Annotated in this window: 8 protein-coding genes and 1 tRNA gene; 3 read left to right on the top strand and 6 right to left on the bottom strand. The window is 54.1% G+C overall.

Annotation, left to right across the window (positions count from 1 at the left end):
- Window positions 1-96: 96 nt before the first annotated feature.
- Window positions 97-168: transfer RNA gene (locus tag DXY30_RS09065), tRNA-Gly, on the top strand.
- Window positions 169-331: 163 nt separating this feature from the next.
- Here DXY30_RS09065 and DXY30_RS09060 read toward each other — a convergent pair.
- The 6 genes from DXY30_RS09060 to DXY30_RS09035 all read right to left on the bottom strand — a co-directional run bounded on the left by DXY30_RS09060 (window position 332) and on the right by DXY30_RS09035 (window position 10,878).
- Window positions 332-2,635 carry a tetratricopeptide repeat-containing sulfotransferase family protein gene (locus DXY30_RS09060; RefSeq protein WP_115094627.1) on the bottom strand — a complete coding sequence of 768 codons (2,304 nt, stop codon included), beginning with the start codon at window positions 2,633-2,635 and terminating at the stop codon, window positions 332-334.
- A 92-nt stretch (window positions 2,636-2,727) separates the two neighbouring features.
- Entirely contained in the window at window positions 2,728-5,580 is a 2,853-nt protein-coding gene (locus DXY30_RS09055) for a hypothetical protein (RefSeq protein ID WP_206749528.1), read from the bottom strand.
- Window positions 5,581-5,593: 13 nt separating this feature from the next.
- On the bottom strand, window positions 5,594-5,911 hold the full coding sequence (locus DXY30_RS09050; RefSeq protein ID WP_115094623.1) for a hypothetical protein: 318 nt from the start codon (window positions 5,909-5,911) through the stop codon (window positions 5,594-5,596).
- Window positions 5,912-6,116: 205 nt separating this feature from the next.
- Entirely contained in the window at window positions 6,117-7,283 is a 1,167-nt protein-coding gene (locus tag DXY30_RS09045) for an HlyD family efflux transporter periplasmic adaptor subunit (protein ID WP_115094621.1), read from the bottom strand.
- Window positions 7,280-10,231, bottom strand: coding sequence for an ABC transporter transmembrane domain-containing protein (locus DXY30_RS09040; RefSeq protein ID WP_244281346.1), 2,952 nt, complete (start codon window positions 10,229-10,231; stop codon window positions 7,280-7,282). The genes DXY30_RS09045 and DXY30_RS09040 overlap by 4 nt, the downstream gene beginning before the upstream one ends.
- A 14-nt stretch (window positions 10,232-10,245) precedes the next feature.
- Window positions 10,246-10,878, bottom strand: coding sequence for a peptidyl-prolyl cis-trans isomerase (locus tag DXY30_RS09035; protein WP_170951217.1), 633 nt, complete (start codon window positions 10,876-10,878; stop codon window positions 10,246-10,248).
- Window positions 10,879-11,120: 242 nt separating this feature from the next.
- On the opposite strand from DXY30_RS09035, the gene DXY30_RS09030 reads away from it, so the two are divergent.
- Complete coding sequence (locus DXY30_RS09030) at window positions 11,121-11,972, top strand: sulfatase-like hydrolase/transferase (RefSeq protein WP_115094614.1); 852 nt, start codon at window positions 11,121-11,123, stop codon at window positions 11,970-11,972.
- A gap of 212 nt (window positions 11,973-12,184) precedes the next feature.
- Window positions 12,185-14,989, top strand: coding sequence for a preprotein translocase subunit SecA (gene secA, locus DXY30_RS09025; protein WP_115094612.1), 2,805 nt, complete (start codon window positions 12,185-12,187; stop codon window positions 14,987-14,989).

The following is a 14,989-nucleotide window of genomic DNA, read 5'->3' as shown; positions in this document are numbered from 1 at the left end:
GTTTTGGTTAGGTTTTATGCCAGAGGTGGATTGACCACGGGCCCCTTGGTGGTGCATGATCCATTGGTCCTCAGGACAACGTTCTGAGGTCAACTTGCGGATGTAGCTCAGTGGTAGAGCATCTCCTTGCCAAGGAGAGGGTCGAGAGTTCGAATCTCTTCATCCGCTTTTGATTTTTACATTAAAGCTGCCCATTTGTTGCAGTTCATTAAGGCTTAGGTAAAAGTGTTTCCAGGATGTATAGGGTTTTAGTCCCTCAACTAGACCTGGAGCAGCCAAGAACATTCGGCGTATGAGCCCTAAAATGTTCTTGGCTGTTGACTTTTGAGCTTCAGGAGGATTGTTCGCCCGGCTCGTAGAACTCAACAACAGACGTGTCAAGTGCCTCGATCATAGGTTGTAAAAGTTCCTCGTAATTGCGCCACTTTTGTGCTGATGTCTTATACATCTTGTTGCGGACTTGGCCGACGGAGGCGGTTTTGACGCGCCTTTTAAGTTTGTGGAAGTCCAGAACGTTGTCTTCCCACCCCAGGCCACAGTATTGAATTAGTGCTTTGGAAATCACTTCCTGTTCAGCTACAAGATCCTCGTACCAGAATTCAATCATGGGTATCCCGATCTTTCGCCAGTGTTTCATCAAGCGCCAGTAGTTGTTGATTTCGTTGGCGAGATGTTCGAGGTCAAAAGCAAATCCCATGCCACCGTACTTAGCCCCAAAATTTTGCTGGAAGTTGGAGAGTCCGTTGTCGCGTGGATCCCTCATCACGTGAATAATCGGTGCATCAGGGAAAATCCGATGAATCAAACCCACATTCACGAAGTTGTGAGGAAGTTTGTCAGCTGTGTAGGTCGCACCTTCTCCTTCCTCCGGTAGGTTGCGGATGTAGGTCTCAGCCATGGCAGACAGCATGTTGGGTGTCAGTGCATCGATACATTCCGGGTAGGGCTTCAATTTCTTGTAGTTCTGGTTTATGAAGCGTGAAATTTTGGGAATACTCGAGAGTTCGCCGCAAGGAGCTACCAGAGAGTGCGAGCCGATGATTGTTTCCGTGAGTGTGGTACCTGAGCGGGGCATGCCCACAATGAAGATTGGGTTGGGGGTAGCTTCTGCTAGTGGCTTGGCGCGTTGGGGCCCCTGTGCAGTTTGATAGAAGCGAATATGGCGGTTGCAGCGCTGGGTGAATTCTTCTGGGTTGTATTTGATCTTCTTTCGGTTCAGGCTATTTGCTTCGCGGAGGAATTCAGCAGCATCCGCGAACTCCTTGCGTTTGTCGCAGGCGAGGCCCAGAGCAAAACAGAGGTTCTCGCGTTGCTGTTCTGCAGTGAACGGATTCCGGGCAATCAGCTTGAGCTTTTCAAGAATCGAATCATCGGGCTTGTAGTTCTTGGAATTGATTAGCTGAACGGCCACCATGATGTTTGTGTCCAGCAGTTCAAGCAGATCGTCGTGACTGTCTTCAATGCGTCCAAGGGTCAGTTTGATGTCTGCCTTTTTATGCAGGATTTGACGGTAAAAGCGACTGCCTTTATCAAAACTTTCGAACAGTTCAAGAGCTTCGGTTTCCTTTCCTTGCTCACAGAGCAATAAGGCTCGAGCCAGTTTGATCCGTTCTTTATCGTTTACTTTGTCATCGAGTTCATCGATGATTTTGGAGGCGGCGTCGTACTGACCAATTTCAGATAATATGTCGGCCTTGCTGAACAATAAGTTATAGGGGGCTTCCTCAAACATCTTCAGAAGCTGATTGGTCACAACTAGCGCCTTGTTCCACATCTGTCGGCTTTCAAACAGTTGACATAGCGCTGTACGCAGGTTGATTTGTGCTTGCTCCAGTTTGTAATCCTCAGGGTCATTCTGTAGTGGGATGGTTTTCAGTTCGTCGACAGGCTTGAGCTGCGTCTGGATCACTTTGATTGCTTCACCGTATTGGGTGAACTGAACCAAGGCATTGAAATAGGCCAGGCGTTTCTCGAGCGATTCGGGATCGTCGTCGAGTTTCTGTTTGAGATCCTCCAGCAGATCTTCTGACTGATTCATCTTGATCAGCAGCTTCTGCCGTGCCTCCTTGGCAGTGCTGTGTTTAGGATCAAGCTCGAGGCATTCGTCGTAGACATCAAGCGCTAGATCGAAGCGTTGCAATCGTGCGAGTGCGCCACCTTTGTTGTTGCGGTGACTGGGCTCATCCGGCTCCAGTTCAATGGCGCGGTCGTAGTAGGCGAGTGCCTGATTAAAATCGCTGATCAAGAGATGGGCGGTCCCGAGTCGATTTAGATCAATACCGGTGAGCTCTGCTTGATCGATTTCCTTGTACAACCGAATGGCTGGGGCCCCTTCATTGTTCAGAAGAGCGAGAAAGGCACGCTCTCGTAGCAGCAGTTCCGGATGCTCAAAGGACCAGCCGGCGGATTCATTGAGGTAGTGCTGAACCATCGGGCTGGATTGGTCTGTTTTGACCCGCGCAACCAGTTCCAGAAGTTTGAAATCGTCTGTTTTGTTCTGTTCCGGCACGGACTGCGCTGCCGTCAAAACTGCATTGAAGTTGTTTTGCTTGAGCTGTTGGGTTAGCCGGCTGATATCGACGACCATATTCGCGATTCGAAATTTAATCGTTGATACCTTACGGGAGTCGTCCATCCACGTCCAGCACTGGTCGGTCAGGCTCTAAACAGACACAAAAAAGCCCCGGGGGAGTACCCCGGGGCCTTGAACACTGGAAGGATCGTCGATCAGACCAGGTTGATGTCCGTCAGAGAGATGGGTTGACCTTTGCCATCATCCACTTTGACGATGGTGTGCTTACCACCGATTGCCGAGGAGGCAGTTGGGTTGGTGTTAATGGCAGTCAGCTCGCCTGACTTGTAGTCGGCGACACCGGAGTAAACGTACAGACCGTTGTCAGTTGCATCGTTGTCGAAGAACAGGACACGGAATGGAACGTAACCAGCGGTGACATCGGAGGTTGCGATGCTCTCAATATCGGCGATCTTGCGTACCGCACCTTGACCGAACCCTTCAGCAGCAAGGTTTGTGGTGTTGAAGGAGCTAGCTGAGAAGAAACCATTATTGGTATTACCTTCAGAGGTAGTACCGAAGTTCAGGACGGTCAGCGCAGAAGCATTATGGGTGTCGTAGTTGCTCGTGATGATCGTCTTCTCGAAGATCGGCACATAGAACTGTGTCGAGCCAGACCCTGAATACCAGAAGCTGGAATTAGTGGCTTTTAAGCCAGTGCGTCCATCAGGTGTTTCTGCTCGGAAGGTATGGCTCTCTGCCCAGTATCCGAATTCACCGTAGGGAGCATAAATAGCTCCGATCTGCTCTGTGTAACCGTAACCAATCCCCAACCTGCTCTGGAGGTTGTTGTTAGAACCAGTCCAGACGTACTTCTGATTGACATCACCGGTGATGGTGTCACCAATGCCATCAATAACTTCCCCTGTACCCGGGAAGGGAAGAAGCTTGCTGATGTCGAACGTCGTGCCAGTGATGGTCGTGCGCGCAACAATGCTGCTAATGGCTTCAGTTGCCTTAACAGTTTCTGTTTCAGAAACAGCAATCTTGATGCCGAGTTTACCGGAACCAGTGTCAAACAAGTTGACGGTGCGGTTAGTGTTATCTACACCGCGAATGAGGGTGTACGTAGCACCGTCAGAGTTGTTATTAGACCCGTATGGACCGGCTTCGGATGTTCCTGCTGAAGCGGGAAGGATAGCCGTTGTGGTCAGAGTGAACAGACCACGTGCCATAACAGTGCTCCAGAGCAGTTCCTGAGCTGTCAGGAGTGTGCCAGAGGTGCTCGTGGAGGAGAGGAAGGAGGAGCTGTAGCCGTACCAGCTGCTGCCGCTGACCGTAAAGTAACCAGTGGTGCTGTTGCTACCGAGCGTAACAATAGCGGAGTAATACGACTGGCCCAAGCTGGTTGAGGTGAGTCCAGTGAACCAAGCAGCCTTACCGTTTGATGTCTGGAATCGGTTTGATGCTGAGAAAGAGGTAGTACCTCCTTCAGAAGTGGTCTTGACTACAGGGGCGAAGAGTTTCGCACCTGAATCGATGCTGATCTTGGTGTATTCGCCACTCTCGGAGGTGAAGGTTTCGTTCTGGGTTTCACCGGTGACGGTTCCAGTTTCGTTGTAATTAACCTTCCAAGCTTTGAAGGTGTGCTTCAGGTCAACAGAAACCGTGGTTGTTGCACCAACAGCAGCTGTGCCGAGGGTTTCTGTCTTGTAGGTCTTGTCTTCGAGATCTTGAACGATCTGGTAGACCTTACCGGTGGTAATGGTGTCAAACGCTGCGGTACCAAAGTTCTGGTCATACAGGTTGGCATCCGCTGAAGACTTGACCTTGTTGTAGGAAGCCCAGTGGTTTTTGATAGTGGCTTGGGTGATGTCGTTGTAGACAAGCACCTGTTTGGAGGTGACGCCAACTTTCGCGGTATCCGTCAGACCCAGGAAGCTGAAATCACCTTTCTGGAATGCAGTGTTGGTCTGAGCAATGATCGTACGAACCTGGCCTTGGATCTGGCGAGCCAATCCAGACGATATGGTTTGATTGCTTGTCCAATAACCAGTGGCTTTTGCATAACCTTGACCTTCACCCCTGCCAAGCATGGCATCGCCAGGGGTAGCGTAGGTGTTGTTGTTAGACGAACCGGTGAGATTTCTCAGGCCGTTGAGGAACGTAGATCCATCCTCAGTTACACCAGTTTGCGCATACTGAACCTCAGGAAGGGTGAAGAATCCTGTTTCGGTTTGCGAGATGTAGATGTTGGCCACAGCCATCGCTGTGATCGTTTGTGTCTTGGTGTCAATGATCGAAGCAGTTGCTGTGCCTGCATCGAGTGCAGTTTGATCAAGAACAGCCTTTACTTTGACATCACCGGTCCAGCTGCTGGCGCTGGTGTATTTATCGACACTTACACCGTAGTTGTAGGTGGTGTGGAAGATCTTGTGACCATCAATCTGGATCTGGTCATCACAGAAACCGTCTTCGCCCTTGGTGCCATTCCATTCGCCGTATTCGCCGTAATACTCTCCGGTTGGCTTGAACTCTTCATAGGTCAGATCCAGGCGGTCGTAATCCATGATGGTGACGCCACCAGCAGCTTCGATGCTGAAGGTGTCGGCGCCCTTTCCGCCATAGACAACTTGACCGTTACCAACTCGAAGTGTGTCATCGCCACTTCCGCCGCGAATCGTTGCACCGCCCTCAATGTCAGCAACGTTCAGGGTGTCATCACCGGCGTTGCCTTCGATGGCAACAGAACCGCTGGCAATAGCTCCAGCTTCAGCAGTGATCGTGTCATCGCCTTCATTGCCGCGGACGGTGCTGTCGGTCAGCGCAACATCAGAAGTGATGTTGATGGTGTCATCACCACCAGAACCGTTGATTGATGCGTTATTGATGGATGCAGCAGCACGAGATCCGGCTGCAGTGCCGAAACCATCGCCGAAACCGAGGGTGATGGTGTCATCACCGGAGTTGCCCTGAACAAAACCACCATCTGCATTTGCAAGGGTGATGGTGTCGTCGTCTTCGTTGCCTTTGATTGTGCCGGTCAGAACAGCGAGGCCATCGCCCATGGAGATGGTGTCATCACCAGGGCCGCCAATCAAGCTGCCACTGATGTTCTGAGGCGTAACCAATCAAGCTGCCACTGATGTTCTGAGGCGTAACAAATTCAATTACATCGGGTCCATCGGCGCTGACATTGATTACGTCATCACCTTCGCCCCCACGCAGGGTTGCGTTGGAGTCTTCGCCATTGGCTTCGACTTCAATCAGGTCGTCGGCACCGAGAAGACGAGCTTCCAGGCCGTCCACGCCGCCTCTGACGGTCAGTTTGTCGGCGAGATCTGTACCGGTCAGTGTTGTGGCGTCGGTCTCGACGCCATTGAGCAGGATGGTAGCCAAGGGTCGTTAATAAGGCTTCCTTGGAAGATTAATCGTTTCAGAATGCTTGGTCAAGCTGGCTATGCACTGATGGTGACAGAACCATCAATGGCACAGGTTTGGTGTCGGTAATGGTGGTCTAGCAACTTATGCAGTTAACGCAAGAGCTGCGAATTTTCTGTTCGCTGGGCTTCTTAATGCAGGAAGTCTTGCTAATCAAATTTCCCTAGAACTCCCTGAGTGACTCGCTTTTGTCTCTTAGCCCTCCTATCAGCAATTGCAGGTAGCTCACTTTGCGGAGTTTGATATTCGCAGTGAGGGTCATGCCAACCTGGAGAGGGAGAGACTGTCCATCTTTCAGCACAAGCGATTGACTTTTCAGCTTTATGTCCACCGGAAATCGATAGCCGGGGATCCCTTTTGAGGGGTCGGGTTCCAGTGCGTCGGATCCGATTTTGCGTACAACTCCTTCTAAAACGCCAAAATCAGTTGCGCGATACGAGTCAATGCTCAGGTCTGTCGACTGGCCGTTATGAATAAAACCGATCTTGTTACTTGGAACTTCTACTCTTGCTTCTAAAATGTCGATCGGGACGATCGTCATGACTGGTTCAGTGCCATTGGCAACGAATCCCTTGGATGTGGGCTTCATGTCAAAAACAAGACCATTAACTGGTGAGCGAATTTCTTTATACCGTAATTTAACTATTTGGCTTATGTGGTCGGTTCTAAGTCGAGACAGCTCACTTTTTAAGGTTTGTAGCTGTTGGTCGATTAGTGCAAGTTGTCTCTCCCGTTCAACTTCGATTTTCTCCAACTGGCCTTCCACTTGCTGAACTCGGTCAACCTGTTGCAGTAATTGAATTTCTGATGATGCCCCCTGTTCGGATAGTTTTCTGTATCGAGCCATCAGATTCTTTTGCAGAACTAGGTTCTCCCTCAGAACCTCCTGCTCAGTGCTGTTCAAATCGAGGTATTGCTTGCGTTCTTCTTGCTTCAAGCTTAGTTCTTTTCGCTTGAGTTCGATGGTTTCTTCAAGACTTACGCGTCGGTCGAGATCTGCCTCTGTGTCCAGCTCCAGAAGTACCTCACCAGCTTTCACCTCTTGTCCTTCCGTCACAAGGATATTCTTCACTACACCACCGGCGGGCATTTGAATATCCTTGACTGACGCCAGTGGTTCCAGTTTTCCTGTGGCCACAACAACTTCATCTGTCTTGGCAATGGCAAGCCAAGCGATGCCAAATACTCCAGTCGCCAACATTGTCCAGATGGTTGCCTGTAACCATGATCTGGATGGTTTTAGCAATTCAGTTGTCGTCGGAGTTGTGTCACGCCCCAGTGGTTTGAAGCTTTGGTTGTTTTCAGAGCTGGTTGGTGTGATGTTTTTCATTCCGATTCTTGTTGGCGATACAGGGCGTAGTAACGACCTTTTGCTTCCATCAATTGTTTGTGTGTTCCCTGCTCTACAACAGCACCTTGGTGCATCATCACGATTTGATCAGCACGTTTTACGGTGCTGAGGCGGTGTGTGATGTACATGACTGTGCAGTCCTGCAGGCTCATTCTGAGGTTTTCGCTGATGCGTCGTTCGTTCTCGTAATCCAGTGCACTTGTAGCTTCGTCCATTATCACCAACTTTGGGCGGCTCAATAAGGTGCGTGCAATGGCTACGCGTTGACGTTGGCCACCACTTAAACCTGCCCCTCGTTCACCCACGTCACTGCTGTAGCCATCAGGCATTTCCATAATGAATTCGTGAGCGCAGGCCACTTCAGCAGCTGATATCACATCCTCACTGCGTGCATCAGGTGATGTCAGTGCGATGTTGTCTTGAACGCTTCCGGAGAAGAGCAATGGATCCTGAGGCACGATTCCGATTTGACGGCGGAGCGAATAAAGTTCCACCTTGTCGATGTCATAGCCGTCGATCAGTACACGACCTTCGCGGGGGCTATACAGGCGGGAAAGTAGCTTCATCAATGTGCTTTTACCGCTGCCGCTTTGACCCACAATTGCTACAAAGCTGCCCGGCTGAATCTCTAGATTCACGTGGCTGAGTACGTCAGGTTTGCTCGGCCCAAAGCAAAAACTCACATTTTCGAATTTGATCCGTCCCTTAACAGAAGGCAAAGCCACCTTGCTTTGATCCACACCATCTGATTCCATCGGTGTGTCCACTACATCGCCAAGTCGTTCAAAACTCACCCTTAGTTCCTGGATTCGTTGCCAGATCCCTGAGAGCCGCAGCAGTGGCTGGGTGACGTACCCAGAAATGATCCTGAAGGCGATCAACTGTCCCAAACTGAGTTCACCGCCAAGCACCATTGAGGCCCCGATCCAGAGAACTAGCAGCTGTGAAATCTTCTGCAGCACCGTGCTGATCTGATTCAGCGTGGTTCCGGTAATGGTTTTTTCGAAGCTCCTTGCGATGTAGCGGTTGTAGTACTCCTGCCATTTCCATCGACTCACCATTTCAACGTTCTGGGCTTTCACCGTTTGGATCCCGGTGAGAACTTCGACAAGGTGACTTTGTGTTTTAGCGTTTTCTTTGGCTGCATTTCTGAATTGTTTGCGGAAAAGAGGCGCTCCAAGAATCGTGAATGTGATCTGGATCGGCACCACCAGCAATGCCACTATTGTTAATTGCCAGCTGTAAAGGCACATCACCCCGATGTAGATCACTGAGAAGGCGCCGTCAAGAACAGTCGTGAGAGCCTGTCCGGTGAGGAAGTTCCGGATTTTTTCCAGCTCACCTATGCGTGTGGAAAGTTCTCCGACGGGTCTGCGATCGAAGTAGCCCAGCGGCAGGCGCAGCAGGTGGTCGATCACTTCTGAGCCCAGTCGCATATCGATGCGGTTGGTGGTCTGCTGGAACAGGAAGGTCTTGAGGGAATTGAGCACCCCTTCAAACAGGGTCACGGCGATTAGGGCCATGCCCAGAACCTGAAGGGTGTCGAGGCTGCGCTGGCTGATCACCTTGTCGATGATCACTTGGATCAGCAATGGGTTGGCCAGAGTGAAAAGCTGCACGACAAACGATGCCGCGAGTACTTGAATCAGTGCACTGCGGTGGCGCTTAATCGCCGGCAAGAACCAACTCGGACCGAATCGTTGTTCCTGGGTGGCGCTAGTGCGTTCTACAAGAGCTACATCAAATCCCTCTGGCGCCAGTTCAGCTAGCTCTTCCACGCTCACTTCACGCCAGCCTTGGCTTGGTGAAGCCAGCAGCAGTCCGGCTTCATTGCTCGCGATAGCCAGAGCGGTGCTGGTTCCAATCCGCACAATTGAGGGTGTCTGCAGCTGCTGGGCCTGATCTGGCTGCATGCGGCCACCGACGGCATGCAGACCCAACATCGTGGACAGCTGGCCAATCAGTTGGAGATTGATGCCCTGGCCGCGAGTGACGGCATCATTCAGCACCCTTTCAATCGCATCGCGCCTCAGCTTCAGCCCCATCAGCTGGGCCAGCATCTGCATGCAGGCCATCAACTCCTCGGCTTCTCCCTCAGCGCGTATCAGCTGCAGACCAGCACGGGGATCTTTCTGGCCGAAGCCGGCGGTTGTGGCGAGGGGTAGGCCCGCTTGCGCTGGTTCTATGACCGCCAGAGCTGATGACTCCGGGATGTGGCTTTTGGCTGTACCGAGGGAGGTGCTCTTAGACGACTCGAGATGTGCAGCCGGGGTGAGTAGTGCATCAACCGCCGCCGCTGGCAAAGCGATCAACCGAAGCGGCAAGGGAGGTCGGATCTCAAGGCTGATCTGGTTGCCGTCTGTGATCTCCTGGCCCAGCGGCAAATCGCTGTTGGCGGAGGCCACAAACACTCGTTGATTCTCTTCTAGAGCCTGCTGAACAGTCACAGGGTCCTGTGAGAGCAGCCTGGCCTGATCGCGTACGGAATCGAGTTGGCTTGCCAGCGTGGGCAAATCTTCGGCAGAGCTGTCTCGAAGTGGCTTGAGCAACCGGGCCAGTTCGGCATCCCAGAGTTGGTTCAGGCTCCATTCCAAGAATTCAGGTGTGTTATCAAGCAACTTCACCAGTTCCTGGTCAGGCAGAATTGCGGCCTTGAGGTTGGTGCTGGCATGCACCGTTTCACAGGGTGCAGCCGAAATGAGAGAGGCCAGGCCCACCACGTCGCCGGTGCTGAGTTTGCGCAATGTGGCCGGCTGATCGCGTTCCCGAGTCAGCAGACGCGCTTGGCCCTCAAGAATTAACAGCACCTGGTTTGGTAGAGCCGTGTCGGTAGTCAGAGGCTGCCCGGGCTTGAAGCGGCGATGCCGTGATGGGTCTCCTTTGAGGGAGATCAGAACGGATGGAAGAGAATTTGAAGAATCTGTCATGGCTGTGCTGCTGGTCATGTTGGGTCGGGCTGTCCGCTGCTTTCCGTCAATGCCGTCTTGAGGGATGCCAATCGCTTGTCCACAATGCGATCCACTTCCTGCTGAAACAGTTCGGAGCACATTCGCTGTTCCATTGCGTCATCAAATTTGGTGGGCTGAAACTTCTCCAAACGCGCAATCAACCAGCTGTTATCTACCTGCACGGGTTCGAGCAGTGTTCCGGGGGAACAACTGCGGAGTGGTTTAGCCAAAGCGGCAGGCACCCTAGAGATAGGAATAGGTCCGAAGCGTCCTTGCACTTTTTCTGTTCCACCCTTTTTCAACTGAGCGGCCAACTCAGCAAAGGTTGATTCCGCCTCTTTGAGGCGGAGGAAGAGCTCCTGGGCCAAGAATGAATTTGGGACACTCAATTGGCTGTAGGTGACCTGATCGAACTGCTCCTTCCGGGTGAGGTAGTGCATTTCAGCTTTTGACTGGTACCGCTGCCGGCTGCTGCGACGAATCTTTTCGGGAAGGCTGGCGTACCAGTGCAGGTCTGCTTGGCACCAGTTTTGTCGACGCAAGTGCGTCTTCAGCTGATCGGGAGTTACAAGGTTGTTGCGCTTGCGGTAATTCCCAACAGCTGCTTTGAGGGTATCGGGATCCAAGGGGTCAGGATCGACCAATGATTCCTTGACTTCGGCGCTGATCAGGTTGCGAAGTAGTGCGTGCCGACGCAGTAGCGAGAGCGTTGTTTCGTCAATCGCGCTCAGAATCTGTGAGGAGGTTGCAGTCTCGGGCACAGATCGGTAGGTCCGTGGGCTTGAAGGCACACCAACTTACTTGCAGAGCTGAGATTGGTAAGGGCGGGTTCCCGATAATTAGTGGGCCGCCGGCAACGGATTCGCACATGGTCAGCACTCCGATGGGTTGTGATTCAGTGCTGTTCATCAGCTTGGATTCCTGTAGGTATGACACGTTTGCTGCGGCTAGCTCGGCGGACGTTATCCCCAATCTCCAGGCTGTGGCTCCCTTGCACCGGGCTCAAGCTCCCAGTCACTTCACCTACGGCAGCCATGCGGCGTTTTGGATGGGGTTCACGCCTGGTGTGGCTGAGAGTGATCAGCCTCTGATCAATCCGAAGGCAGGCAAGCTCTTCCGCATGGCGTTCGCCGGGCATGGAGGATCTGATCGGAATGGATTTGAGCTGCAAGGCGCCAATTTGATCGAGGGCTTTCGCCACCGTGGATATCGCACCATCGGCAGTGGGGCTGTGGAATGGTTCAACCCAGCCACCCCCACCGGTGCCGTGTTGGGGCAGCCTTTCGACAGGTTCCAATTTGCTGGTAACACTTGGAGCCTTGCTCGCCAGCTTGCGTGGATCGAAGCAGAGTTGTCGCGCACACCCACCGGGCAGCCGGTCTTTCTTTTTCTCAATGTGGGAGAGACCCACGTTCCGTACTGGTACGAAGGTGCGCCCTGGCCCCAACGGCCCAGTCCCTGCGTTGCATTCGGTGGGGAGGCTTGTGATGCTGTTGAAAGCGCCAGGCGACAGCTGGCTTGTTTGGAGTGGGTGGATCAACAATTGGCGGGGCTTTTGGCCCGTTTCAGCAGAAGTACGATTTTGATTTGCGCAGACCATGGCGACTGCTGGGGTGAAGATGGGCTCTGGGAGCACGGCATCAGTCATGCCGCGACCCTCACCGTTCCTCTGCTGCTGAGGGTGCGGGGGCAGCCCGTGGTTAGGGACAATTCCATCTAAAGCCGTGTGTTCGCGCACGCTCGAAGCAGTTGTGCAAGGCACTTGCCGACCGGAGAGCGAAGGACCGGATTCATTCTGCTGGCGTCGGATAACAGCTCTTCCCTTGGATGCCGAGTTTCATGCGATCCAGTCGTCGTTTAGGCATCGATAGCCTCAGTGGACCAGCGCATCCTCAGTAGGCTTCTGTCAGTAAATTGGTAGTCGCTGTCACCATGCTCAAGCTCCTGCTGGGTGATCCCAATGCCCGCAAGCTGAAGCGCTACCAGCCGATCGTGTCCGACATCAATCTTTTGGAAGAGGAGATTGCTCCTCTCTCAGACGATGAGCTGCGGGGCAAAACAGCCGGATTTCAGGAGCGTTTGGCCAACGCTGGAAGCCTCGAGAACCAGCGTCCGATCCTCGATGAGATCCTGCCCGAGGCCTTTGCTGTAGTTCGGGAAGCCGGCAAACGGGTGCTCGGCATGCGCCACTTCGATGTGCAGCTGATTGGTGGAATGGTGCTGCACGAGGGTCAGATCGCTGAGATGAAGACCGGCGAGGGCAAGACGCTTGTGGCCACCCTGCCTAGTTACCTCAATGCCCTCACCGGCCGGGGGGTACACGTGGTGACAGTGAACGATTACCTGGCGCGCCGCGATGCCGAGTGGATGGGCCAGGTGCATCGCTTTCTGGGCTTGTCGGTGGGCTTGATCCAGCAGGACATGCGTCCCGAGGAGCGCAGCCGCAACTACAACTGCGATATCACCTACGCCACCAACTCGGAGCTGGGCTTCGATTATTTGCGCGACAACATGGCCGCCGACATCTCGGAGGTGGTGCAGCGGCAGTTTCAGTACTGCGTGATCGATGAGGTGGATTCGATCCTGATCGATGAGGCCCGCACCCCCCTGATTATTTCCGGCCAGGTCGAACGGCCCCAAGAGAAGTACCAACAGGCCGCTGAGATGGTCAATGCCCTGGCCCGTGCTGCGGAGCTGGGCAAGGACGGCATCGACCCTGAAGGCGACTACGAGGTGGATGAAAAGCAGCGCAGCTGCACCCTCACAGATGAAGGCTTCGCCAAGGCCGAGAAGATGCTTGGCGTGGCGGACCTGTTCAACCCCCAGGACCCCTGGGCTCACTACATCACCAACGCCCTTAAGGCGAAGGAGCTGTTCGTCAAGGATGTGAACTACATCGTTCGCGACGGTGAAGCGGTGATCGTTGATGAATTCACCGGCCGGGTGATGCCGGGGCGTCGTTGGAGCGACGGTCAGCACCAGGCGATCGAGGCCAAGGAATCTCTGGCGATCCAGCCGGAAACCCAGACCCTTGCTTCGATCACCTATCAGAATTTTTTCTTGCTGTATCCCCGTTTGGCCGGCATGACCGGCACAGCCAAAACGGAAGAGGTGGAATTCGAGAAGACCTACAAACTCGAAACCACGATTGTTCCCACCAATCGGGTGCGGGCACGGCAGGACTGGGCCGATCAGGTTTACAAAACCGAAACCGCCAAGTGGCGGGCTGTGGCCAACGAAACCGCCGACATCCACAAGAACGGACGACCGGTGCTGGTGGGCACCACCTCAGTGGAGAAGAGCGAATTGCTGAGTTCCCTGCTGGCCGAACAGGAGATCCCCCACAACCTGTTGAATGCCAAGCCGGAGAATGTTGAGCGGGAATCGGAAATCGTGGCCCAGGCCGGCCGCGCCGGTGCCGTGACCATCGCCACCAACATGGCGGGCCGGGGCACCGACATCATCCTCGGCGGCAACAGCGATTACATGGCCCGTTTGAAGTTGCGGGAAGTGCTGCTGGGCCGTCTGGTGAAACCGGAGGACGACCACAAATCACCGGTGCCCTTGCAACGCACGAACGCGGATGGGTTCGCCGATGCCGCAGCACCGACGCCGCCCCGCAGCGGTGAAAGCCTCTACCCCTGCCCGCTCACCGACGACACCGATCAGGCCCTCGGCCAGCTGGCCCGTGATCTGGTCAAGGCCTGGGGCGACCGCGCCCTCAGCGTGATTGAGCTCGAGGAGCGCATTGCCACTGCCGCCGAGAAAGCTCCCACCGACGATCCGCAGATCCAGGCCCTGCGGGAGGCGATCGCGCAGGTGAAGGGGGAATACGACGCGGTGGTAAAGCAGGAGGAGGCCAGGGTGCGGGAAGCCGGCGGCCTGCACGTGATCGGCACGGAACGCCATGAATCCCGCCGGGTCGACAACCAGCTGCGCGGCCGGGCTGGCCGTCAGGGCGACCCCGGTTCCACCCGCTTTTTCCTCTCCCTGGGAGACAACCTGCTGCGGATCTTCGGGGGTGACCGTGTCGCTGGCTTGATGAATGCCTTCCGCGTGGAGGAAGACATGCCGATCGAATCGGGCATGCTCACCCGCTCGCTGGAGGGGGCGCAGAAGAAGGTCGAGACCTACTACTACGACATCCGCAAGCAGGTGTTCGAGTACGACGAGGTGATGAACAACCAACGCCGGGCCGTGTATTCCGAACGCCGGCGGGTGCTCGATGGCCGCGCCCTCAAGAAGCAGGTGATTGGCTACGGCGAACGCACCATGGGCGAAATCGTGGAGGCCTATGTGAATCCCGACCTGCCGCCGGAGGAATGGGATCTTGACCAGCTGGTGGGCAAGGTGAAGGAATTCATCTACCTCCTGGAGGATCTCACCCCCGATCAGGTGCAGGGCCTCGGAATGGAGGAACTCAAGGCCTTCCTGCAGGAGCAATTGCGCAACGCCTACGACCTAAAGGAGGGCCAGATCGAACAGCAACGCCCGGGGCTGATGCGGGAGGCCGAGCGTTTCTTCATCCTTCAGCAGATCGACACCCTTTGGCGGGAGCACCTCCAGGCGATGGATGCCCTGCGCGAATCGGTGGGCCTGCGCGGTTACGGCCAGAAGGATCCCCTGATCGAATACAAGAACGAGGGCTACGACATGTTCCTGGAGATGATGACCAACATGCGCCGTAATGTGATCTATTCGATGTTTATGTTCCAGCCCGCAGCTCCACAGCAGTGA

The organism is Synechococcus sp. UW106 (genome assembly GCF_900474015.1).
Classification (GTDB): Bacteria; Cyanobacteriota; Cyanobacteriia; order PCC-6307; family Cyanobiaceae; genus Parasynechococcus.
Note: the sequence above shows the minus strand (reverse complement) of the source record. Positions and strands in the feature narration are given on the sequence as shown.